Annotated in this window: 18 protein-coding genes; 5 read left to right on the forward strand and 13 right to left on the reverse strand. The window is 55.3% G+C overall.

Going from position 1 to position 24,458, the window contains the following annotated elements; all coding sequences use genetic code 11:
* Positions 1-30: 30 nt before the first annotated feature.
* The 4 genes from CA54_RS13635 to CA54_RS13650 all read right to left on the reverse strand — a co-directional run bounded on the left by CA54_RS13635 (position 31) and on the right by CA54_RS13650 (position 6,043).
* Positions 31-1,407, reverse strand: a complete 1,377-nt coding sequence (locus CA54_RS13635; RefSeq protein WP_197532448.1) for a PQQ-binding-like beta-propeller repeat protein — start codon at positions 1,405-1,407, stop codon at positions 31-33.
* Between the two features lie 246 nt (positions 1,408-1,653).
* Positions 1,654-3,156, reverse strand: a complete 1,503-nt coding sequence (locus CA54_RS13640; RefSeq protein ID WP_146371286.1) for a sugar ABC transporter ATP-binding protein — start codon at positions 3,154-3,156, stop codon at positions 1,654-1,656.
* A 124-nt stretch (positions 3,157-3,280) separates the two neighbouring features.
* Positions 3,281-4,342, reverse strand: coding sequence for a sugar ABC transporter substrate-binding protein (locus tag CA54_RS13645; protein WP_146371287.1), 1,062 nt, complete (start codon positions 4,340-4,342; stop codon positions 3,281-3,283).
* 255 nt (positions 4,343-4,597) lie between these two features.
* The gene (locus tag CA54_RS13650) at positions 4,598-6,043 is read right to left on the reverse strand and encodes a heparan-alpha-glucosaminide N-acetyltransferase domain-containing protein (protein WP_146371288.1); all 1,446 of its coding nucleotides are present in this window, start codon (positions 6,041-6,043) and stop codon (positions 4,598-4,600) included.
* A gap of 190 nt (positions 6,044-6,233) precedes the next feature.
* Between CA54_RS13650 and CA54_RS13655 the strand changes: the two genes are divergently transcribed.
* The 3 genes from CA54_RS13655 to CA54_RS13665 all read left to right on the forward strand — a co-directional run bounded on the left by CA54_RS13655 (position 6,234) and on the right by CA54_RS13665 (position 9,115).
* Positions 6,234-7,580, forward strand: coding sequence for a PHP domain-containing protein (locus CA54_RS13655; RefSeq protein ID WP_146371289.1), 1,347 nt, complete (start codon positions 6,234-6,236; stop codon positions 7,578-7,580).
* A 291-nt stretch (positions 7,581-7,871) separates the two neighbouring features.
* Positions 7,872-8,156 (forward strand): ferredoxin family protein, encoded by a 285-nt coding sequence (locus tag CA54_RS13660; RefSeq protein ID WP_146371290.1) that lies wholly within the window; start codon positions 7,872-7,874, stop codon positions 8,154-8,156.
* A 293-nt stretch (positions 8,157-8,449) separates the two neighbouring features.
* Positions 8,450-9,115, forward strand: coding sequence for a hypothetical protein (locus CA54_RS13665; RefSeq protein WP_146371291.1), 666 nt, complete (start codon positions 8,450-8,452; stop codon positions 9,113-9,115).
* A gap of 8 nt (positions 9,116-9,123) precedes the next feature.
* Here the strand turns inward: CA54_RS13665 and CA54_RS13670 are convergent, their stop codons facing one another.
* The 9 genes from CA54_RS13670 to CA54_RS13710 all read right to left on the reverse strand — a co-directional run bounded on the left by CA54_RS13670 (position 9,124) and on the right by CA54_RS13710 (position 22,053).
* The gene (locus CA54_RS13670) at positions 9,124-10,764 is read right to left on the reverse strand and encodes a CehA/McbA family metallohydrolase (protein ID WP_146371292.1); all 1,641 of its coding nucleotides are present in this window, start codon (positions 10,762-10,764) and stop codon (positions 9,124-9,126) included.
* Positions 10,765-10,829: 65 nt separating this feature from the next.
* The gene (locus tag CA54_RS13675) at positions 10,830-11,168 is read right to left on the reverse strand and encodes a hypothetical protein (RefSeq protein ID WP_146371293.1); all 339 of its coding nucleotides are present in this window, start codon (positions 11,166-11,168) and stop codon (positions 10,830-10,832) included.
* A 47-nt stretch (positions 11,169-11,215) separates the two neighbouring features.
* Entirely contained in the window at positions 11,216-11,566 is a 351-nt protein-coding gene (locus CA54_RS13680) for a hypothetical protein (RefSeq protein WP_146371294.1), read from the reverse strand.
* Between the two features lie 115 nt (positions 11,567-11,681).
* Complete coding sequence (locus CA54_RS13685; protein WP_146371295.1) at positions 11,682-12,608, reverse strand: hypothetical protein; 927 nt, start codon at positions 12,606-12,608, stop codon at positions 11,682-11,684.
* Between the two features lie 419 nt (positions 12,609-13,027).
* The gene (locus CA54_RS13690) at positions 13,028-13,291 is read right to left on the reverse strand and encodes a MoaD/ThiS family protein (protein WP_197532449.1); all 264 of its coding nucleotides are present in this window, start codon (positions 13,289-13,291) and stop codon (positions 13,028-13,030) included.
* A 56-nt stretch (positions 13,292-13,347) separates the two neighbouring features.
* Positions 13,348-15,633 (reverse strand): xanthine dehydrogenase family protein molybdopterin-binding subunit, encoded by a 2,286-nt coding sequence (locus CA54_RS13695; protein ID WP_146371297.1) that lies wholly within the window; start codon positions 15,631-15,633, stop codon positions 13,348-13,350.
* Positions 15,633-16,118, reverse strand: coding sequence for a (2Fe-2S)-binding protein (locus tag CA54_RS13700; RefSeq protein ID WP_146371298.1), 486 nt, complete (start codon positions 16,116-16,118; stop codon positions 15,633-15,635). The genes CA54_RS13695 and CA54_RS13700 overlap by 1 nt, the downstream gene beginning before the upstream one ends.
* Before the next feature lie 73 nt (positions 16,119-16,191).
* On the reverse strand, positions 16,192-17,073 hold the full coding sequence (locus tag CA54_RS13705) for an FAD binding domain-containing protein (RefSeq protein WP_146371299.1): 882 nt from the start codon (positions 17,071-17,073) through the stop codon (positions 16,192-16,194).
* A gap of 192 nt (positions 17,074-17,265) precedes the next feature.
* Entirely contained in the window at positions 17,266-22,053 is a 4,788-nt protein-coding gene (locus CA54_RS13710) for an outer membrane protein assembly factor BamB family protein (protein ID WP_197532450.1), read from the reverse strand.
* A 958-nt stretch (positions 22,054-23,011) separates the two neighbouring features.
* Between CA54_RS13710 and CA54_RS13715 the strand changes: the two genes are divergently transcribed.
* Together CA54_RS13715 and pth are read left to right on the forward strand one after the other, a co-directional pair.
* On the forward strand, positions 23,012-23,653 hold the full coding sequence (locus CA54_RS13715) for a 50S ribosomal protein L25 (RefSeq protein ID WP_146371301.1): 642 nt from the start codon (positions 23,012-23,014) through the stop codon (positions 23,651-23,653).
* A gap of 86 nt (positions 23,654-23,739) precedes the next feature.
* Entirely contained in the window at positions 23,740-24,309 is a 570-nt protein-coding gene (gene pth, locus CA54_RS13720; protein WP_146371302.1) for an aminoacyl-tRNA hydrolase, read from the forward strand.
* Positions 24,310-24,458 lie beyond the last annotated feature (149 nt).

The following is a 24,458-nucleotide window of genomic DNA, read 5'->3' on the forward strand; positions in this document are numbered from 1 at the left end:
TTGGGAAATTATCCGCCTCAAGTTGCCGTATTATTGCGCCGCTTGAAAACAGTAAATCCGCCCCGTATCAGTACTCGCAAATAACCGTCCACCGGCAACAGCCAGTCCGTAAACATTGCCGTCGACTTTGTGTTTCCACAACTGCTTTCCGCTGTCGCCCCCATAGGCAGCGACCTCGCCCGTGCCGCCGGTAAACAGCATGTCGCCGGCGAGAATCAACGATAAAGACTGGCCGCACAGCTGATTGTAGAGGATGCATTTTTTGAGGTCTTCGGCGACCTCTTGCAACCGCGTCGAGATCCGTGCCATTTCCTCTTTATGTTTTTTGATCTCGGCCTTGTCCCCGTCAGCTCCTAGCTTTTTCAAAGCATCGCGATGACCGCGGTGTTCGCCCATCAATGCTTTTCGTATGCGGGAGTGCGCCAAGTATTGCGGGCGATCCAACCCGCTCAGATGCGTGTCCGTATGCAGATAGGACATGCTTGGTGTGACGATCATGTGATTTCCAGCAAACTGAGCCAACTGATCTTGTTGGTCCCCTTCGACCAAACCTAGTTCGCCCGTCTTGCCGGGGCCAAAGACAATTTGGTTGCCGGTCAGCAGAGCATACGTACCCCCCTGCCCTTCCACGACCCGCAGCCGTTTTCCATTGCCACGATCAAAGACGATGGGATTGTTCCGTCCCGAAGGTGTATACAACCGCGTCGACGATGCGAGCAAATATCCTTGCACCGGCAGATCGCTTTGCGGAGTTTTCCAGGCTTCCTCGCCGGTCGCCGGGTCCAGGGCGAAGACGTAGACCTTTTCCGAGGGAAACATTCCTGCCGCGCCGTGCAACAGACCGTCCTGTAAGACCAACGACCCGCGGACCGGCCAGACGGAGATCACGCGGCCGTTGCCGGGAATCCGCCGCGGGTGCGGACCGGGCCGGTGCTTCCAGACCAATTTCCCATCAGCAGCTTCAACGCAGTACACATACCCATCGTCGCTGCCGAAATAAACGCGTCCGTCGTGCAGCATCGGTGCGAGTCGTACAGGGCCTTCGGTGAAAAAAGACCAGCGTTTTTTTCCAGTGGCCGCATCCAAGCAATAGACTTGATCGCTCGAAGATGAACCGAAATAGACGGCCCCCTCCCCAACGGCGACATGATAGACACGGTCAAAGACCTGCCGGGTTTTCAGATTGTAAGTTTTCGACCACCCGTCCCACTTGGCCGAATCGGGCCATGCAGGTTGTGGCGGCAGCGGCGTGGAATAATCCCATGCCAACCGTAGTGGAAGTTTGAGCGTTTCATCCGAGACGCCACTGCGGGCGTTGTCGTGCATGTACGTCGGCCAATCGTCCGCTGCAGCCAGCGATGGCGACAAGAACGTTAGCAACAGGCCCAGGCCAATGGTTCGTTTCACAGCCGCATCCTCAAACATCTTTACAAGTCGTTTCAAAACCCTCTGACGCGTCTCACTGACACTGATCTGAACGTTTCGAGAACAAGCACAACCGGGTTTTGAAACTGGTTCTAGCCACGTCTTATGAAGGTGAGCGTTCTTGGCAGGTGAACATCTGCAGCAAGCATATTTCTCCTGCAGTTTCTCACAGCCTTCATGGTAACTGCTGCGGGGATCTGATTCCAATGCACTGCGAGGATCTGCCGCTCAAGCGTGCCGCATTAGGGTGGCTTTGTCGAGTTCGCAGTTAGAGAATTCGGCCGTTTGTGTTCCGCGGCGAAAGACAGCGATGCGATCGGCGTGCTCCAGCAGCAATTCCGGCTCGGTTGAGGCGAGAATGACCGCTGTGCCCCGTTGTTTCAGCTCAGCGACCAGTTGCATGATTTCTTCCTTGGCGCCGACATCCATTCCGCGCGTTGGTTCCTCAAGAACCAAGACCCGCACGTCTCCCAACAACCATTTACTGAGCACTACTTTTTGTTGGTTGCCGCCCGACAAATCACCGGCCCTCATTCGCGGCGCCGCGGGCTTGCAACCGACACGTTCCAACAGTGGATTGACTGCTGTGATTTCACGCCCCGAGGTGACCCATTTATCAGCGATCCGTTTCAAATGCGCCAACGTGGCATTTTTATAAATTTCCGCCCCACCCACTAAAGTCTGCCCCCGATCGGCCGCGACGAGGACAATTCCTTTTTGGACCGCACGATGCGTGTTCCCCGGTTTCATGCGGCAGCCGTCAAAAAGAATCGTGCCTTCATCCTGTTTGCGGGCACCGGCGATGACGTGTGCGAGTTCCTGGTGCCCCGCTCCCACAAAACCATACAAACCCAAACATTCTCCCGGAGCGACTTTGATGCTCACATTGGAGAATGTGCCCGCAAGTTGCAAATTCTCACTGATTAGTACGGAAGGCGTCTCCGTCTGCGGCGGCAGTGTAACGGCTGTTTCACAAGCTGTTGCCGTTCGATTCAATGCATGCCCCAGCATGGTGTGAATCAGGGTATGCTTGTCGACCACTTCAGAACGTACAGTTTCCACGCGGCGGCCGTCACGCAGGACGGTCACGCGGTCGCAGATTTCCAGCACATCTTCAATAAAATGGCTGATAAAAATCACGGCAACGCCGCGCTGTTTCAGTTGTGCAATCAAATCAAACAAGCGCCGAGTCTCGGGCGGGCTCAAAGCGCTGGTCGGTTCGTCGAGAATCAATATCCGTGCGCCGCTATGCAGTCCGCGAGCGATCTCCACCATTTGCCGGATGACCAACGGATGGCTGTCGAGTCGGCTGCGGACGTCGACATGAATATCAATCTCCGCCAAATACTCCGCCGCCTGTTGCCGCATGGCCTTCCAGTCGATGCGTCCCAGCCGCGTCGTCGGTTGGCGGCCGAGAAACAGATTCTCGGCGACGGACATTTGTCCCACGCCGGAGAGTTCCTGATAAACCATCGCGATGCCCGCATGCTGCGCTTGAAGCGGATTCCCCAGCGTCGTTGGTTTTCCGTTGAGCAGGACTTGTCCCCCGTGATCGGGCAGCGCGCCGGCCAGGATTTTCATCAGCGTGCTTTTACCCGCACCGTTACTGCCGACCAAGCCATGCACCTCGCCGGTTTGCAGCGAAAAATCGACGCCATCCAGCGCGGTTTCGCCGCCAAAGCGTTTGGTGATGGCTGTGCATTGCAGGAGCGGAGTGGCGGTTCGGATCATTTATCGCGTTGTGTCTCAAGGGGTTACGTCTTGTGTCGCGCGGCCCTCTCGCAGAGGGAGCGGGAGAAGGGTTTGGAGGCGATTGTTCTTACAGTGGGAGTCCGCGCGATTTATCAAACACAAATCAAACGAGGCAATGCGCTGGGTCGGCGAGGTAGAGCATCGTCTCCAGGTTTCCGGTTTCCGATGTGACCAGCGGGCCGGGCGTGATGACTTCGACGGGAACGTCGTCCATTTTTTCGTTGTTGCGAACGTAAAACTGGCCCAAGGTCAGGGCGGTGCGGTGGATGCGGCAGACCGGGTTGACTGTGGTCCCGGCCAGTCCGCCATCGCGTACCGCATGCAGGCCTTCTTTTTGCCCGTCGACCGCAGTGATGACCATGTCCTTATGAATTGTGTTTTCAATGGCCGACACACAGGCGAGCGCCATGTCGTCGCTGTGGAAAAACGCGCCGGCAATCGGTTCTTTCTCTTGTTCCAACAACGATTCGAATTGATTGCGGGCCATTTCCTTTTTCCAATCGCACCATACCACTTCACCGCCGTTCAATACTTCAATGTCAGAATATTGTGATGCGATGTTTTCAAACCCGGTCCTGCGGTCCTGTGCGCCGCTGTGAGCGCTGAGACCGCCGATATGGATCACCTTGCCCTTACCGCCGATTTTGTCGACCAGATGTTTTGTGCTCGACTCGGCCATGAAAATATGGTCGGGAGAAACCTGGGTCCAAACTCCGGTTTTGCGCATTTGGTCCATCGGGACCAATAGGGTGTCCATCGAGATCACCGGAATGCCACGATCGCGGAGGATTTCGGTCGGCGGCGCTAAGGCATCGATGGCGACCGCTTGGAAACAGCAAAAATCCCAGTCGCGGTCGACGATCTGGTCGATTTTATTGCGTTGTTTTTCCGGATCGAATTCGCCGTCGAACCACTCGATTTCTACGTTCAGCAATTTGCCCCACAACTCGGCCGTTTGTTTGCCCAGCGCGCACCAAGTGCTTTGCAGCCCGGCATTGGAGAAGGCCGCCTTGAGCGGTTTTTGTCCGTCGGCACCACCGGCATTTGTTTGTTCGTCTTGTTTCGCACAACCGGCTGCGAGTCCAGTCAATGCGGCGGAACCGCCCAGTGCCATGTTGCCCAAAAAATTACGGCGTGACGAGCTTTGTGGATTCGTATCGGTCACGGAATCTGTTCCTTATGATTGCCTCGGCAGGTATGGAGAGCCGGTGTTACTGCAAGTCGTTCCTAAACCCTCTGATGCGTCTTGCCGACACTGCTCCGCAAGTTTTCAGAACAAGCACAATTGGGTTTTGAAACGGGTTCTAAAGGTTGTCGCCAAAATGGCAACCTCTATGGTGTCCGGTCGGCCAACTGAACGCAAGTGTTGCCGCCATAGATGACGTTGCAGTTCCCACGAGACGGCGAGTTTCAGCCGGATTTACAGGCGGATATAAACGCCCTGTTTCTCCAAACCGCGCACCAGAAGATACACGACCGCCAGGTACACAAACAATCCGCTCCAATACAGCCAGGCAGCGGAGTTCTTGGGGACGACGTGAAATACCACGTTCATCAACACCAATTTGTGCAACACATAAGCGGCTAACGGATTCATGCCGAATGTGCGAAACACGCCGATCTGAATGCCGCCGATATCTGTGATCACCACAAACAACGCCAACAGCACGAATGCGAGTCCCGAGACGAAAACCACATACGGCAACGAGGCAAAGCGTTTTTGCATCATCCAATAATTCACCAACCGGTTCTCAGGACGAGCTACGAACGGCGGCTCCGCAAAGAACGATGTGAAGGATCGGCCTTGCACTGCTCGCCAATCGGGAATCACTGGTGAGGCTGCCAGTTGGGCTCGCATTCCTCCCTTCGCATTGCCGCGCGAATTCGTAATCCGTTTGTCCGCCGCAGCGGGAACAAACTGGGTGGTCGACTCCGGATCAGCGGGCAGGTCGTATAAGCACGAAAGACAAGACATCGCATAACCAACGCAGAGAAACACCGTGCCCCAGCGCAGTAGATTTTTAATCGTCTGCGACGAGGTGTTTCCGGCCATCAAGTCATAACACAACGTGCCGGCCAGCATGGCAACGCTCCAGGTGATGATCCCGCATATCCCGCCATCCCAACTGCGGTTGGACCCGGTGCCCCAGATTTCGCCCATCCAGTTGTTCAGGCCGCTGGGCAGGTCGACATAGCTGCCGTCGATTGTGTAGCCGTAAAAGAATTGCCAATTGAACCATTCACTGAGCGCCACATGCGCGGCTCCAAAAACAATCAGCACAGCAAAGCGATACCAAAACCGCAGGTTCGCAAACGGCAAGACAAACAGTTGCGTGATGCCAATCACCGCCAAAGTTTCCCAGAGATAGGACTTGGCGATCAACTTGGCTAACAGCCACCAGTGCTCTTTGAAGTGTGGCGGAATGGTTGCCTCCGCATCGCCCGCAACAAACTGATCCCACGCGGCTTGGTCAATGGCTTCACTGTCCGGATCGGTGAAAAACTCTTGATAACTGTCGAAGTCCTGGCCAATGCCGTACATCGCCATCGAAATCAAACAGAGCGCAATGCAGCGTTTGAGGTAACTCCAATAGGTCTTCAGGTAAGCGCCACCGGCCAGCCGTTTCAAAATCGTTAAACGAAACGAGATCCCCACAGCGAACATGAACGAGGGCATGATCGTGTCGGCATAACTCAGAAAATAGTCGTTGTGGTGAAAATTATAGTGGCAGCGGTAATGCCCCAAATAGTTCACGACAAACATGCCCAGCACCGTGTACCCGCGAAACTGATCGATCGAATGGATCCGACCATCCGGCGAGAGGGCCGGCGCCGCATTTCCAGTTGTCGTTTGCTGAGTCGTCATTCGGGAACATCTCGAAGCCTAGGAGCAATCGGGCGACCAACCCCAGTCGCTATCTCTGCAGCACCCACTCTAGACAGCGACCACAGACGATGCAAACATGAAGCGGAAGGCCAAAATTCGAAACAGACGCTCGACCGTGAGCCTCAGCAATACAACACGATGCAAAAGTGTCTTTAGGGAAAAACCTGTTATGCGAAACCTTACTCCACTCCTACGAACATGCTGGGTCATCGTCGCTACCCTGTGTCTGTCAGCGGATTCCAATCGCAGTGTCGCTGCCGATGCATTGGATCGGTTGGATATCGATAAATTACGACAACTCAAAGTCGCCGTCGAAACGCTCAAAACCGACCGACAGCCGGTCACGCGCACAAGTGAATTCACCGACTATCGGGCGTGTCTGCATGTGCACTCGTTTCTCTCGCACGATAGCAACGGCACGGTTGAGGAAATCGTCAAAGCCGCCAAGGAAGTCGGCGTGCGCGTGCTGATGTTTACCAATCATCCGGCGGCCGATTACGACTTTTTTACCGACGGACATCGCGGTCTTGTTGATGGCGTGTTGCTGATCCCCGGTGCGGAGACGACCGGGTTGTTGTCCTTTCCCACGGCCAGCGTGAAGGACAAACTTGGTTCTGAGCCGCAGGAATTCGTCGATGCCGTGCAACCCGACGGCGGAATGTCGTTTTTGTGCCACCTGGAAGAACGGATGGATTGGGAGCTGACCGGATTGACCGGCAGCGAGATTTATAACACGCATGCCGACTTCAAAGATGAGGCGCGGTTCATTCGCGTACTTCGCGATCCGTTGGCCTTGATGCTCAAACTGGGACCGGCGTTGCGAGAATATCCGCAGGGCGTTTTTGCCGCTCTGCAAAACTATCCGGCGGATTACCTGAAGAAATGGGATGCCATGTGCGCCATCAAACCGCACACCGGGGTCTCGGCCAACGATGCCCACCATAACCAAGGACTCAAAGCCACCATTGAAGAGGATGGAAATATACGCATCGACGATGGCTTGGGCGAAAAAGTCGCCCTGATTGATCCTGAGAAGTTGCCGTTGATCAAGCCGCTGCTGTTGGGCAAAAAGGCGGGGGACGTGGTTTTTGACCTCGATCTGGACCCCTATGCCCGCAGTCTGCACCACGTCAGTACGCATCTGTTAATGAAGGAGCTCACCGAGGCAAACGTACGCGAGGCCTTACAAAATGGCCGGGCGTATGTGGCGTTCGACTGGATCGCCGATCCGACCGGATTTGTGTTTCAGCTTGAGACCGATGGCAATAACTACGAAATGGGGCATGTGTCGCCATTTGTTTCTGGTATGACACTTCACGCCGCCGCGCCGTTGGTCGGTAGCTTTCGATTGATTCGCAACGGCGTCGAAGTCGCCCGCGAACTGGGCCGTTCCTGCGAATTTTCCGTCCAGGAACCAGGAATTTACCGCGTAGAAGTCTGGTTGAACCTTGAAGAGGAGCCGCGAATTTGGATTCTGTCCAACCCCATCTACATTCGCGAGCCGGAATCGAAATGACCCGATGTACAAATTCATGGACGATTGGAATTGACAGTTGGCTGCTGGGGAATTACCAATCAATTGAGACTTGGTCTCAACTTGTTAAATCGGGTGAAAATCTAGCAGTTCTCAATGTTCACGGGCTTTTCGGTTTGTAAACTTGCTGCAACAATGCCGCTGAGAAAAATCAGCAGAATCGTTTCTGTCAACCGCCTTCGGATGCCGACTTGAAATGATAGCTTATTGATTTTTGAACCGGTTTACGTTTGTTTTATTTAGAGATGTTCAACGCTTGAGAAAGGGAGTCAGATGACCCACGTTGTCGCCGAACCTTGCTTTGGCTGCAAGTACACCGACTGTGTGGTGGTTTGCCCGGTGGAATGCTTTTATGAAGGCGAGTCGATGTTGTACATTCATCCCGATGAATGTATTGACTGCGAGGCTTGCGTTCCCGAATGCCCCGTCGAAGCCATTTTCCATGAAGACAATCTTCCGGAAGAATGGGCCGAGTATACCGAACTCAATGCGGAACTTGCCCAAACTTGCCCCGTGCTGACCGAGAAAAAAGAACCGCTGGCCGGCAACGACAGTTGATCGTTCCCGCCGCAACTGTTTTCTCACCTGGAAAACCTCAAACGCCTCGCGTTGCAAATCTTGCAACGGTCGGAGGCGTTTTTTTTATTACCCGCACTACTGATCGACTCTCAAAACCCCCGACGTCTATTTCTCAAAACCCTCGACCGCAGTTCGATCACGTGCAATGGGGCGCTGGATCCAACTCTGGAAAATCTCACCACAATCCCGGAAAAAAGTGGAAATCCAGATTCTCAAATGGCAGAATACGGGCCGTTGCCTAATTGCCCTGTCATGTTCCAGAGAACGCTCCTATGTACGATGACCGCAGCCAAGACCGCCCGCCGCAGCCAACCGAGGACTTTTACGAAGCGGATTCGGAAGTCCCCGAGACTTATGATGAAGCCGAGACGCATCATGAACCCGAGGCGTATGATGCACCCGTAGATTACGATGAAACCGAAGTCTACGAGACACCCGGGCATTCCATCCCCTCAAGTGAAGGATCGCAACCTGGCGAGTTGATTGCCCAGTTACACTCCGGCGCCAATTGGTTCTATTGGATCGCAGCGCTTTCGGTCGTGAATTCGGTGATCATAGCCTGTGGGGCGGACTGGAATTTCGTGGTTGGTTTGGGCGTCACGCAGATCATTGATTTCGTGGCTGCGGGGATCGCCAAGGACTTGGATCCCACGGCTGCGATGGTTTTAACAGGCATTGCGTTGGCGATCAGTATGACCATTGCCGGAATGTTCGCCGGCATGGGTTATTTAGCTAATCGCGCGCACACTTGGGTATTTATTATTGGCATGTTGGTCTACGCGGCTGATGGGCTGATCTTTCTTCTATTTCGAGAATGGCTCAGCGTCGGGTTTCACGCCTTTGCGCTGTTCGGCCTGTTCTCGGGGTTCAAAGCGGCACAGCAACTGAAAACGTACACCGTCGACCAGCAGTTTCAATTAGCGCCCGAAGCGAGTTAACGACGAACTCACCGGCTTGGGATCGCCGTCGCGTGCAGCTTGCGATAGACCTCCAGCGCCTGCTCATATTCGGCCAATTCGTCGTCGCTCAGTACACCCCGATTGCGTACGAGTTCCTGCTTCACGAGATTCGTGAGAAACTGCGTCTCGAATCGTCGTGGACGTAGAGGGCGGTCTTTGATCGTGATATGCACGGGGGCGGTATGCGCAAACCGGCGGCGGTCGCCTGTCGGCGGGCGAGAAAAACAACGTACTGCAATCCACGACGTTTCCTCGACCGGGATCGTTTCGTTGACCACCTGCTCATGGTGATTGCCAACCACGGACTCATCTGTCGGTGCAATCGTGCGAATTATCTCACCGTTCTTGATGATCTCGACCGATTCCAGCGGCGTATCGCTCAGCACGGTGGCTTCGATACGGACGGACGTGGGCGCATCGTGCACGAACGTCGTCCCGGCCAGCTTGCCGTTGAACGTGGCGGGCAGCATCGGACCGGTGGTGACAAAACTGTGTCCCGCATCCAATCCGGCCATCCATTTGTCGTAATGAAAACCGTCGGGCAGATGCACGTATACGCGACCAAATCCCAACGGCACAGGATGCACGCCCGAGGCCGTCCCCGCTGTCGGCCGCATGTTAAACCCGCAATTCAGCAACGCATAGTACGTCTTCAATCCAAAATCGGTCCAACCCCGTTCAGTAAAACCATCGCCGTCGGTTTCGATCTCCCAGCCGGGGGGAAGTTGGTCGATTGTCCACTGCTTAAAATGGAACTGCGTCCGCCAAATGTGATTGTTGGACAGCTCAAATAGATCCACGTCCATCACCGGCACCAGCATCATCGACCAGGGCCAGGAATGTTTGTCCAAATCCAACAGCGCACCTTGTCGCCGTGCTTCGGCAGCAATCGGGGCAACCGGCGGCGCCGCTAGTCGTAGCGGTTGTTTTTGATTCAGCACAAACACCGCCCCCAACGTGTGCTGTTTTCCATTGACGGAAAACAGTTCGTATTCCGTGTTCAACGGCCAAATCACGTGCGTCGCATCGACGCGGATTAACTCCGCCTTTGCCGGCACGGACTCATCCCCTTGCGCTGGGGGTGTATAAGCTTTGAGAACCCAATACGACAGCGGCAATGCTACGTTGAGATCCTCAGCCAGCATCACATTGGGCAGCTCCGCGACAGTGCGATGCACATGAGTGTCGCCGGAATACCAGCCCCGCTCGGCCATGTTCACCCATCGTTGTAACCGGATAGTTTCCTCAACCGGCGCGGTTCCCACGGTGATCGTTTTCTTAACGGGACGGTACTCCTTACCCCGTTCCACCGTAACCGTATAGTCGCCCGGCGGCAGATCGGCCGTAAAAGGATGCGCCGAAACAGTGGTATGCTTTTCAAAACTTTCCGCGGAACGTTTCACATCGTACGTCACCGCACTCCCAGCCGAGTCAGCCGATTTGACATGGTAGTACGTCCCCGCAGCGGACCGGAGATAAACGCGGCAAGGCAATGGCGTGTTGCTGTCCGCATCGACGACCTGGAAACGGACGGGCGTGGTCTCATCGGCCATCGCTGCGAAGAGGTTGGCCAAGAGGCATATCTGAGCAAACAGCAAACACGTCCAACGGTGGTTCAAGATTCTCATCACAGACTCCTGGTCATGGTGAACGACGATTTCAGCGAGGAGGTCAGGCAGCTGCATGACCTAAGTTACTGATCATTGCTCTTTTTTGTAGCTCGAATTTCCAGAGTCTTGGCGTATTGTTGTTCATGGCTTATCCATAGTAGTGGTGTAAAAAAGAAGTGCATCAGGAAGGGGAGCCCAAACATATAGAAAATTACACCACCAGGCAGCATCAATCGCACCCACAGAGGCGCGATTTCTGTGTACTGTACCACGGCCAGGATCGCGATCGTGATTGCTGCAACTTTTGAATTGATGATGAAGCACTTTCGGCGAAAGTAGCTGATGCCACGCGATCGGACATCCGTCCACTCATCAAATTCACTGTCAGTCATCGGGCGAATATCTGTAGATGAGTCAGACATGAATTTGCTCGACAGAACGTTTGGTGTTGCTACTGGTATCGATTCAGCTAGTAATTCGCAATCGCGACGCTTCCGCCGACAATCACCATCATTAACGACAGTGCCAGCAATGAAAAGTCGAAGACGCTGGGTTGGCTTACGAATTCTTCTGATTCACGGTCCTTCAATGTCAGTCTTGCATGAGTGCCACGGCTGATTCCCATCGAAACGCCAATCAATACAAATGTGGTAATGGCTGCAGCATCGGGCGCATGGGGCTTGAGCCAAATCCAAAACGCGATGTCCAGCAGGAATAGACTCAAGGCGAACCATGCCATTCCAATGGCGAGCAACACACATCGACGACGTCTTCCACGAGGCAATTCCCGGAGGCGGACGTGGTGTTTGTCACGTGACATCAAGAGCGCCTCCCCGGTCTGGCATGACGACCACGTTCACACGCGGGCGCGTGTGACATTGCATTCAAAACTGCAGTTGCCGCCCACTTGCGCCCAACGTTTCATTTTTTGCAGTTTATTCAAATTCAGGATACGTGCCAATTGCAGTGATTCCCTCATCCGACACTTGAAGGACATCTTTCGTGATCGGATGACCGGAGTTGCGATATTCTTTGATTACGACGCCACCGAGACGAGCCAGGAAATCACGATTGTCGTTGCGAATAACGTAGACGAAATCGCGACACGGAACAACGGCACAAACCGGCCAGCCGTGAGTTGGTGAAACAAGATCGCGGAACGCGGGGGACAAAATAAGGGAAGCCTTGAACGGTGTTTCTTCAGTGGAGATCATCCTCAATTTGTTGACAGCAATGTCCTCAACCTCGATTTTGGTTTCGGCGACGATTGCCGCCATATTTTCTTCAGCTCGTTCAACGACTTGTTTGCGAGTGACATCCCAGTCATCAAGCATCGATTCGTTGATCCATGTAATTTGGGTGCCGTCGGTGGATGTGAAAACGAATACCTGATTCAGCTGGTCGGTGATGGCAGTAAACAAAACGTCGTCAAAACCCGTTTCATAGTCTGACGTTTCCAGTGAGTACCGGACATACGACTGCACATCATCCCATGACGGTATTTCAGCGAAGAAATCGGTGTCAACATTTTCGACGAATCGCACAATGGCATCAGCATCGCCGTCACGATCGTAATTGCGGCGGATGTTTTCGAGACTAACTGTGACTGTTTGGTCGTTGATTTGAATCTCGTAAAGTCCTTCCGGCGTCACGGAGTACCCGATGCCGCGTTTGTCGAGTTCGGAGCAATAGATTTCGTCAGCAGTTCGCATCTGCGGTTCAGTTGAGCAGCCAAGTATCGGCAATAGGCATAGAATTACCAGCGTTTGATACACGGTCGACCTAGGCGAATAGCTTGGTTTTGGCATGATCAGCATATCACCTGCTAGTCTGCTAGTCTGCAAGTTTGCAACCTCATGCACAGGCCACCGTTCTTCGTAAGTTGCATTTTACCAACGATTTTCTCGTTTTTCACACGTCTTGGCGCGTAATAGGCGGTTTCCGTCTAACGCTCATCCGGCCGATCGACCAAACCGTCAGCGAGTCTAGGACCACCTCGCCTACTGACAACGGCTTGATCTTTCACCCCCCCGGTTTCAAAATAGATTGATGGGTGTGCGGGGGCTGGCATGAATGTCTTGTCGCAAGGTCCGAAGTTAGAGAGTTGAACCAGAGATGTAGGTGAGGCAGCTGCCCGACACAACCTGCGTTTGATAATCATACTCGCAGGACATCAGACCACCGACTGATCCTACAGGTTGATACAGCAAGGCGAGTGCGGGGTAGACGTTTCTGGCCGGTTGTCTCGAAGGCATCATGCGGATTCCTTCGGTGTTTGCGGTCAACCGCCGCCGATGGCTGGTAGAAAGTGCAGTTCGCTGTCGGGTTTTAGTTTCTGCAACATGCCTTGGCTGGAGACGTTGCCATCTACGGCGACCGCTAGTCCCGGTTTGATTGCCCCATCAGCGGTCAATCGTGCCTCGATACCCGGATACCGATGCTCCAACTCAGTGATCGCCTCACGGACCGTCTGCGCTTCGATCGTAATGCGATCATTGTCGCCGGTGAGTTTGCGAAGCGCGGGCGGCATGAAAGCTGTGGGCATATTTCGTTCCTTAAACTTCGCGTGCCCCCTGTCAAAACCCACGACTTCCCCAAGCCTCATTGCTGTTTGAGGATTTCGTGCATCACTTTCGGCGGAGACATGGGCAGCTCGTGCATACGAATGCCAATGGCATCGTAAATCGCGTTGGCCAATGCAGCCGGCGGGGGAACGATGGGGACTTCTCCGACTCCGCGAACTCCGTAAGGGTGCCCGGGGTTGGGGACTTCGACGATGATGGTATCGATCATCGGCAGGTCGTACGACGTGGGCATGCGGTAATCGAGATAGGTCGAATTCCGCATCGTGCCTTTGTCGTCGTAGTAATACTCTTCGTTGAGTCCCCAGCCGATGCCTTGGACCACGCCGCCTTGGATTTGTCCTTCGACATAGGCGGGATGGATCGCCGTGCCGGCGTCCTGTGCGGCGGTGTATCGCAAGATGGTGACCTTGCCGGTGTCGATGTCGACTTCGACGTCGACCAGATGCGTGCCGAATGCGCCACCCGGTTCTTGCGGATCCGCCGATCCGCGACCGATCACCGGTTCGCCGACCGTCTGCGCCTCAGCGGCGATTTCTTTGAACGAGAAGCGTTTGCCATCGGGACCGACGACCGCGCCGTCTTTGTAGTCGATCTTGGCGACATCGCAGTCCCAGATTTTGGCGGCCCGTTCGATCAACTGGCCTTGAATGTCCTTGGCTGCCAAATAGGCGGCCCAACCGGTGGCAAATGTCACGCGGCTCCCGCCGGTCACGTCGGTGTAGCCGATGCTATCGGTGTCGACCACTGTCGGCACGACATCTTCGGCGGCGATGCCGAGTGTTTCAGCCAATTGCATGGCGATACCGGCCCGTGAGCCCCCGATGTCGGTGGAACCTTCGATCAATGCGACGGTCCCGTCGGCATTGACGGTGGCTTGAGCAGTCGATTTGAGGCCCACGTTGAACCAAAAGCCGCTGGCCATTCCACGTCCTCGGTGTTTGCCTTCCAGCGGGGTCTGGTAATGCTCAGAATCGCGAATCGCTTCCACCGTTTCGATCATGCCAACCCGTGGGAAAACGGGGCCATCGACTCGACGGACCCCTTCCTTGGCCGCGTTATTGATGCGGAACTCGACCGGATCGAGCTTCAGCTTTTCGCAGAGTTCATCGACCACGGTTTCCGTGGCGAAGGCGGCGTTTGTCGCGCCGGGGGCACGATAGGCGTTGGTTCGTGGTTTATTGACCACAACGTCAAAGCCATCGACCTTGCCATTCGGAACGTCATAGCAGGCGAAGACACACATCGCACCGGCACCGACCGGCGAACCGGGATATGCCCCGGCTTCATACGCCAGCCAAGCTTCGGCGGCGGTGATGCGGCCCTCGCTATCAGCTCCCATTTTCACGCGGATTGTCGAGCCTGAGGTGGGGCCGGTCGCTTCGAAGACGTCGGTGCGGCTCATCAGCATTTGCACAGGACGTCCGGTTTTCTTCGACAGAATCGCAGCGACGGGGGGCAAATACACAGAGATTTTTCCACCAAAGCCGCCGCCGATTTCCATCGGCACCACTTTCACGCGGGAGACCGGCACATCCAGGAGTTCTGCTGTTTGTTGGCGGGCCGTGAACGTGCCTTGTGTGCTCATCCAGATCGTAATATGGCCGTCGGCATTCCACAGGGCGGTCGCGTTGTGTGGTTCGATATAGCCTTGATGAACCGTGGCAGTGTGAAATTCTCGTTCGACAATCGCATCCGCTGCGGCGAACCCCGCTTCGAGATCCCCTTTTTCAAAACGGATGTGCGTGGCAATGTTGCTAAGTTGATCCGCAGTTTCGCCTAGATCGTCGGTTTTGATGTCGTCGTGCAAAAGCGGCGCATCGGCCTTCATCGCATCGAGCACGTTCATCACCGGTGGCAACAGATCGTATTTGACCTCGATGAGTCCCACCGCCTCTTGGGCGATGTGAATGTCATCGGCGGCGACGGCGGCAATTGCATGACCGCGATAGAGCACTCTATCGCTGGCCAGGACGTTATCGCTGAGGTGTTTGAGATTGACCGAGCCTTCACCCAGGTCCGCGATTTTGTCCGTTGCGTCCGGCAAGTCGGCTGCCGTGGCGACCGCGCGCACGCCCGGTAGTGCTTCGGCTTTGGAGGTGTCGACCGAAATGATCTTCGCATGCGCATGGGGGCTGCGGAGCACAGCGGCCGGCAACATGCCGGTCAGCCGCGTATCGCCTCCATAGCGGGCGCGACCGGTCACTTTGTCGACCCCGTCGTGACGAATCGGGCGGGTGCCGATGACTTTGTACTGGCCGTTTGTAGAAGGTTCTTGACCTTGTGTTTTTTCGACGGAAGCCATCAGGCGCTCACCTCCTCGCGAGATTCCGCAACGTCCAAGACGGCGCGGACGATTTTGTCGTATCCAGTGCAACGGCACAAATTGCCGGCCAGATAAAAGCGAATTTCATCTTCTGTGGGATGCGGATTGGATTCCAGCAGCGCTTTGGTCGCCATGATGAATCCCGGCGTGCAGATTCCGCATTGCAAGGCGGCGTTTTCTAAAAACGCGGTTTGAATCGGATCCAGTCCGTCACTTGGAGCCACCCCTTCGATCGTTTCCAGGTCGGCACCTTCCGCCTCGACGGCGAGCACCAGACAGGAATCGACCGGGCGGCCGTCCATCAGGACGGTACAGGCGCCGCAATTGCCGTTGGTACACCCTTCCTTCGTGCCGGTCATATTCAACACGTCGCGCAAGGACTCGAGCAATGTCTGCCGTGGTTGGCAGAGAAACTCAACCTGCCGGTCGTTGATGGTCGTGGTGACAACTCGTTTTTTCGCCATGAGGAAATCCTGAAGAACATCAATTGAAGGATTGTGGGCGTGACTCTATGAAAATACAAAAACCTAGTCGGCGTTATTTTCCCGTATTTGCTCGGGCACGCTCAATCGCTTTTTCCAAAGCTCGGCGCGTCAAAACGCCGGTCACATGTTTGCGAAATTCTACAGTGCCCCGCATATCGTTGATCGGCGTTGCAATTTTTCGCGTGGCAGCCATTGCCGCTTCGATCGCTTCGTCTCCGACCGGTTGACCGGCCAATAGCTCGCTCGCTTCTTCGGCAAACAGCGGAGTGGCGGCGACCGCGCCGATAGCAATCCGCGCTGAAACAAAATTTTTGCCTGATTCGTCCAACAGCACCGAAGCCCCTGCCCCGACTACGGCAATGTCCATTTCGTTGCGGGGAATGAACCGCAGGTAGTGCGATCCGCTGTGGGCAGGCCGCGCGGGCATGACCAGTGCGGTCAACAGCTCTCCCGGTTCCAGCACATTTTTTCCCGGTCCCGTGCAGAATTTTTCGACAGGCACTTCGCGTGTTTCGTCCGGTCCGGCAATCACCGCTTGCGCTCCCAATGCGATCAATGCTGGCGTGGAATCGGCCGCGGGTCCTGAGTTGCAAAGGTTGCCGCCGACCGATGCTCGGCTTTGAATTTGCGCACCGCCGATAATCTTTGTCGCATCGGCCAGTGCCGAATAGTCGCGGCAAATCATTTCGTTGCCGTAGATCCGATAGCAAGGGACGACGGCGCCTAATTTGAGTCCGTCTGCTGAGATGTCGATGCTGTGGAGGGCGTCGACCTTTTTGATGTCCACGACCACATCCGGAGCGAATCGCCCCATGCGGATTTGATCGATCAGATCGGTGCCGCCGGCCAGAATTCGAGCAGATCCGTTGTGCTTGGCCAGCATTTTAACGGCGTCCGCGACGGTCGTGGGAGCTTCGTATTCAAAGTCGTGCATGGTGAATCGCGTCTATCGAGGAATATCGGTTGGGAGCGTGGCTCAAACGAACCAACGAGTGCACATCTTTAGATTAACGCCGGAAAATCTGACGGCAAGTCCGCAGAGAAAACTGAACGCCGATTTTGATGTCGGCGCCGCGACCAAACACCGTCAAACGGTAGCAGTTGGCGGCGGGCCGCTGAGCGCGAATTATTCGCTCGGCTGAGGGCTGGCAGCGGCGGTTTCACCACGCATGGGCATCAACCGCACCCGTTCGTTGTAGGTCTGTAGCTCAATGTACTTGCCTGGTAAGTTGACATGAGCTTTTTGGAAGTTGGGTTGCATGTGAAGTGTCGCATCCAAGACTTGTTCGCCATTGCGTTTGTCGATCGCCACCAAATTGACCTTATTGATCATCTGCCGAGGACGCCGACCGACTGTCTCGGATTGGGGACGCGCCAGTACGAGCAGCGGAGCGTCCTGTAATCCCGATAGCATGAGCAGTCGCGGCTTATCCACTTTGTAAACCCAACGGTCGCTCGGGTCGTCTAGGTTAAAAGCGAAAATTTTACCGGAAATCCGGATGGTGGCAAGATGATTGCCACTATAGCGGTCCCTCGATCGTCGCGCAGCCCAATCGATGATCAAATATGCGTTTTGGTTGTCCGTCACGCAATAGACGGTTCTGCGACTCTTCAAGACATCCAAGTCCACTTCGCCCAAGAGGCGTAGCTCGCCGGTTTTCAGATTTAATTGTGAAAACTTGCCATCGGGGGTTACGACGAAGAGTTGGTGTTCATTGCTAAGTACCGACAGCGACTTGGCTGGGAATTCGCGGTTCCAGACTTCCGCGTCGTTGAGCGGATCCCTGAGGGAGATTTGCACGTTCTTATCGGATTTCTTGGTGAACAATCCGTACCGTCCCACAAATCGTTTCGCGCGGCTGGAGGTGACTCCACTGGTGAAATCTGCCAAGTGCGGCAAGTCGATCCGTTTACCGTCCAGTAAGCGGATCGCCACCAGATTTTTTTTGTTTTTCCCTTCCTGCTGATAGAGCAACCCATCGCCGCCGAAGAACTGGGCGTCCGACGGCACGTTTTCCATTGTCCAGCAAATTTCGCCGGTCAGCGTATCGACGACCGTCAGTTCCCGACCCGATCGCCAGATAAAATGCCGATCGTCGAACAAATTCGTCGACTGCGGTTGGCGGCCCCCGCGTTGTCTGAGGGCTGTATCGAATGAGGTCTTCATCCGCATATCCGCGTTAGATTCGGATTGGTAGGTCGAGTGCTGCGGCGCGACTTCGACCGGTTGAACCCAACGAACTTTTTTCTCCAATGGCGAAATGCTATGGAGCATGCCTTGGTTCACCAGCAGGACATGATGCCCGCGGCTGTGTGCCGTCAAACTATTGTTTTCGCGTCGTGAATCGCCCCGCAACGGAATCGAGGCCAGATACTTGTCACTGTCGCCTCGCACGATCTCTAGTCTTTGCCGCAAGCTACGCACGTGCAATTGATGTCGGCTGAAAAACGGCGTGTCGAGGTCCAGGCCATCCAACGGCAACAGGCTGTCTTGTTGCGAATAATCATGGCCCATCCGCACTGCAGTCATTGGCCCATTTCCCCAGTCGGGAGACAAATGTCGTTTGAGTTCGTGGGGAGCGTTTTTGTCAGAACGGAACGCCTGCGCGACCTCCGCAGCGGTTTTTCCATCGGGAAGTGGGGTCGCTCCGTACCGTTGTTCCAGCTCAGCGTAAGTGTCTGCAGCCGCATCGGCGGCGCCGGCGCTGAGCAACAACTCCGCTTTTCGCCGCACCGCTTGAGCGGCAATTTCGTCTGAAGACCGGTCGCGAATCTGATTCAACAGATCCTCCGCTGCTACGAGATTGCCGTTGCTTGCGTAGTACTCAACAAGTTGCTGTTGGATTTTGAGTGCTGCCGGGTGAAAGCCAAACAGCGTTAACCACTGTTTTTGTTCCTCGATGGACTCTGCGGCCACCTCATCGGCGAGTGTGGCGACACGGTTGTCAAAATCGGGCAGCGCGGCGGAGGGGATTTGAGCCCAAAGATCGGTAATGCGCCCCGCCAGCCAAAGGTCCTCGCGGACTTTCATGCGCGAATCAGCGACTGGTTGAATCATGTTCGGTGCAATCGACGCAGCCAACTGGACATAACTTTCGAACGCGTCTTCGATCTCACCCCGCGCTACGAGGCGGTCGGCAACTAATCGCAAATAGGCCTGACGTTCGTCACGCGTGACGGATAGCTGCTGCAGCTCAGCGACAGCGTCATCATGTTGGGCATAGTCCGACTGGATCAACCCGGTCAATGCGCGAATGTACAGGTCGTGAAACCGGGTTTGATCAACCGGCGATAATGCGTCGGCATCTAAGGTTCTGGCTCGATCGAGTACGGTGGTCACATCGCGATTTAACTCGGCAATTTCCGCCTCGCGCAGCAGTGCGACGGCATCGTGTGGGTCTCGTTTTTTGCGTTCCGCGATTTCTTGTTCGATGGTGTGCCGTTGTTCAAACGATTCAACACCGAACGGACTCAGTGAAATCACCGCGCCGCGATACAGGGCCAAATTGCCAAGCCCGCGGCTACCTACGGGGCGCGAGAGGCTTTCGGCGATCGAGCCGGTCTCTAATTCGATTCCCACAAGTTCGCCCGTTTGGCAGGGCACGTAGTACCGGCCGGCAACTGCCACACCCCGTCCGCAAGGGGGCGAAGGGAGATCGATATCCCATTTATCATCAAACCCGTTGTGCAGGGCATAGCACTTCACGTGTCGTTTGCCGACCACAACGACGTGTTGATGAAACACGCCCGCCAGATACAACAGCTCCATGCCTCTGGAGGTCTTGGGGGTCTTCCAACCCCAGCCCGCTTGGTCACTGCCGGTGATCAAGTCAAGGCAGTACAACGAGTTACTACGGGGTGCGGTTATCAGGACTCGATTTCCGGCGATGATCGGCGGAGTCGGGAACCAGCGTTTGTTCAACGGTTCAGTGGGGGCGACGTCCTCCTGTTTTCGTCCACGCCTACGGCTTCTGTTCGACGTTTTCGATTTTGCAGTATCAGCCGACCACAACAAGGCGTGGGACCGACGTTCCACCGCTGCGATCAACCCCGTCGTGGTTTGGCAGACAATCGTTCCGTTGCCGACGGCAATCTGCCCACCGTACCAACGCCGCACGATGTCGCGTTCGATTTTGGCAGTCGGTTGCGCAACGGCCTGTTTCCAGAGAACTTTGCCGGTTTCCGCTTCTAGGCAAATCAACTCGATCAACCGTTCTTTTTCACCGATGACAAACAGTTCGTTGCCGTCGGCGACTGGCGCGCCATGGAAGAAATATCCGGCTAATGGCAATTCAAAAGTATCGCCATGCAGCGTCCCGCCGATTTCCCATTGCGGGCGCCCTGTGTTGAGATCATATGCCACGATTTTGTTACTGGACCAATCTTGGCCAAACCGGTCGCTCGATTCCTGCGAGGAGCCCCAGTACTGCTGCGGCTGTTTGGTCAAGATCGCCAAGTCTTCGATCACAAACAGCCGTTGGCCATCGCTGCTAATGATGCCGTAGTTCGCGTCTTCGAACAGCAGATAGGCGAGCGGGTTTTTTGTAATCGATTGCGATGAGTAGCCCCGGAAATTGGCAAAAACACGCCGCCCGCTAAAGCCCCATGCCCCATTCAAATTATCGTTGGACAACAGGCTTTCCGCTGAAACCCGATCTTGAGTTTCCCACAGGGGAGCACCCGTTGCCGCATCCGCCACCCGTACCCCCCGCAAGGTGCGATAGATGAGTTTGCCATCTACCATTAAGGGGATCAGCGACGGCAGCATGGCAAAATCTTCGTCGCCCAAGTCCTCAACGAGGTCTTGGATTTGAGTTTCAATACGATGGCTGCGAGTCAGCGGTTCGTACCACCGTGATAGCAATAACGGCTCGCCACCGTCCGGCATACCCGTCCGACGGGAATTGCCCATATACATCGGCCATTCCGACAGCGCGGTCTCCGGACGGGGAACCTCGTTGATTTCGTCCAGCCAAGCAGCGAGATTTTGCTGTTCGCCACCCAATCGAGCGGTATCATCCTGCTGGACCTCCACCGCCAATGGGGACTGTGCTCCCTGAACGGCCACACTCGACAGCTTGGCCGCCAGCGCGGCTTTGGCACGCCAAGCCGGGGATGACGTCATGTCAGTCTCAGGTTGGAGCAATGCCTGGAACCAGTGATTGGCTAACCCAAACTCGCCGCGATCCAGATAGTGCGAAGCAACAATATCGGCTGCCTGTTGCCCCGCTTTGGTGTGGAAGTATCTGCGACCGACCAATGCGACCGCATGGAAATCGCCGGCGGCGACTGCCTTGGCCAGTTGTTTGGCGGCGACCCCGTCATAGGCGGCACGATAAGTCTGCAATTCCTCGGCCGGCATGCTCCCCAGTAGCTGTCGAGCGTCGTCCTTCAGCGAAGTCCAGGAACGCCCGTTGCCTGGCGTAAATGCATCCTCCGGCAAATCCAAAATGTATTGGAGTTGGCGGACGGCAATTTTCCAGTTTTCACGATCAATGCTCAGCCGAGCCTCTTGCATCGCCTTTCGCACCGTACGCGGGTCAGGGATCCGTGGATCGCTGGGTTCGCTGGTTGACGTATGCTTGCGCGGGTCCTGAATCGGGCGTTGTGGTTGCTTGCGGGGCTGGGGGGGGCGTTTTTTCTTTTCAGCTTTCTTTGGTTTATCAGTCTTTCCTCCCGGCGTCAGCACGTCGTTGAGGAAATCCTTAAACGGGTTTCGCAATTTCGGTTCCGGGGCCGGCTTGTCGGCCGCCTTCGGATTTTCAGCCGGTGTTTCCTCGGCCGCTTGCGGCTGCGGTGCCGCTGGATCGGACTCCTGGTTTTCGGTCGGAACCGAGTCCCCTTCGTCGGCTGTCGTTGCGTTAGACCACCATAAACCAAAACCGCCCGAGACGACCAAAACGGCAAAGGCCATTCTCATTGTCCGAGCAACCGGCGCGCTCCGTGTCATACTTCCCAGACTCCCGGCGAGACCATCGGGCCTCACCCATTATCAGGTGATGTCAATTCGTTGACGAGCCGCTTGCCAACCATGCGGACGCATGACATTTCGAATTCGTCATTCCCCGTGCCCAAACCAATGCAACGCAAACGTCGACTGTCTCGTCATTCGCGTTCGTCGGGCGATCCCGACCCCCATCGGCTCAAACTGTTGGCAATGTCATTGTCGAGTCTGCAGCTCCAATTGGCAAGTAGCAACTAGCTGAACCCTTTTGATTTCACGGCAACGGCACGCGGTGGTCACAACCGCCAAAACCCGCAATTTACGACCAAGGCTTGTTGTCAATCGTCGTAAAACTCAAGGGTTTCTCGTAAATCAGTTTCTCGGTAAGTTGGCGTTCTTGCAGTCGCCTGGCGGCAATCTGGTGACAAATGCGTGAATCGTGGATCCGTTCCCCAGTCCTAGCCGTCATAATCGGCAAGAGCCGCATGTTGCACCAGCCGTAAGGCGTTATTCTCCCTATGGTTATCGGCGCTCGCCCCCTCGCGACGCCACCGGCATGAAATTCCCCCGCAGAAACAGTACTGATTCTCACTCGACCGCTTGCAGAATTGGGGGGATGTCGTTATTTTGGCGAATTCCCTCCGGTCCTCCGGAAAGCCTCCCCGCGCAATGGCTTAGCGTGTAGAGTGCGTACTCGGCGGGGGGAAGTATGTAGGGAGAACCTTATCCTAGGTGGCGCTTCACTGGGGTGAGTTTCGGTCTGAGCGTGCGAAATTTCGCGCACAAGCGGCCAGAATGGCCGTTATGCACCCCGATCGAAAGTGAGAGGGTTGAGGTTTCGTATCCGCATTGATGGCCGGTGTGTGTCTGTCAAAAATAATTCCACGACGCAATTCAGAACGACGTTGGACAGTAAGGCGTTTGCATAATGTCGGATAATACAAAACTCGCAGTTGATCTTCGCGAAAAAGTTGGCACGGCAGCGACTCGTAAGCTGCGGGCCACAGGTCGAATTCCAGGAAGTTTGTACGGCCTGGAAAAAGATACCATCGCGCTGAGCACGACCGAAGAGGCTCTGCGACCGCTGATTTATGGCGGAGTACAGGTCGTCGACGTCGAAGTCGGCGGTGAAAGTGCCACAGCAATTTTCCGTGAAGTCCAGTGGGACACATTTTCACAATACGTACAACATTTCGATCTGCAGCGTATCGATCCCACCAAGCGGCTTGCGGTGGAAGTGCCGGTGGAACTACGGGGTACCCCCGAAGGCGTGATCGGCGGCGGCGTGCTGGATCAACCGCATCGGACGGTCAACTTCGAATGCTTGGTTCATCAGGTTCCCGATCACATCGTTTTGCGGGTCTCGGAACTGCAGATCGGCGATGCCCTGCATGTCAGTGATTTGGAGCTTCCCTCGGGGGCAACGCTCCTGGATGATCCGACCGCACTGGTCGTTCGTATTAACGCGCCAATGTCTGAGGAAGAAATCGAAGAAGGAATCGCCGGTGGCGGTCCCGTCGAGCCGGAACTGGTCGGAGAAGAACCCGAAGGCGAGAGCGAGGGCGAGTAAGAACGGCAGTTTTGTATTGCGGTTGTTCGGCCCTGCAGTGCAGTGCAGTGCAGTGCAGTGCCGGGCCTGGCTGAGTTTAATGTGTAATGAAACTTGTGGTCGGACTGGGGAATCCCGGTCAAAAATATGCGGGAACGCGACACAATATCGGATTCGATGTCGTGTCGGAACTTGCCCGTCGATGGAATGCGGCCCCGTCGAAGCTAAAATTTGAAGCGGAAACCACCGACGTCCTGATCGGGACAACTAAGGTTTTGTTGTTGGCTCCGCAAACTTATATGAATGCCAGCGGCCGTAGCGTACAAGCGGCTGTCAGTTTTTATCAAATAGAGTTGGTAGACGTGTTCGTCATTTGTGACGACATGAATCTGCCCGTCGGACGAAATCGGATTCGCAAGTCTGGTTCCGCCGGAGGGCAAAAAGGGCTGAAGAATATTTGCGATCACTTACGCTCCGATGAAGTCCCCAGACTTCGTGTCGGAGTTGGGACTCCGCCGGGGACTCAAAGTGGAGCGGACTTTGTTCTCAGCAAATTCGCCAAGGCGGAACGTGCCGAAATGGATTTGGCAGTCGCTCGCGCGGCCGACGCCGTCGAGTGCTGGGCCGAGCAGGGAATTGCCGCGGCCATGAACGCGTTCAACGCAGCGGATAAATAAGTCGGGCAGATAGCAGAGACGGGCAGAAAGACAGTTCGGAAACAACATAACAGCGATTCAGTGCGATCTGGCGGCGCGACTGGGACAGTTTTTTAAAACTTCATCCCGTGTAAGTCGCACGTTCAGCAAAACCTTTTGCCAGAGAAATT

Origin of the sequence: Symmachiella macrocystis (assembly GCF_007860075.1) — a bacterium.
GTDB classification, from domain to species: Bacteria; Planctomycetota; Planctomycetia; order Planctomycetales; family Planctomycetaceae; genus Symmachiella; species Symmachiella macrocystis.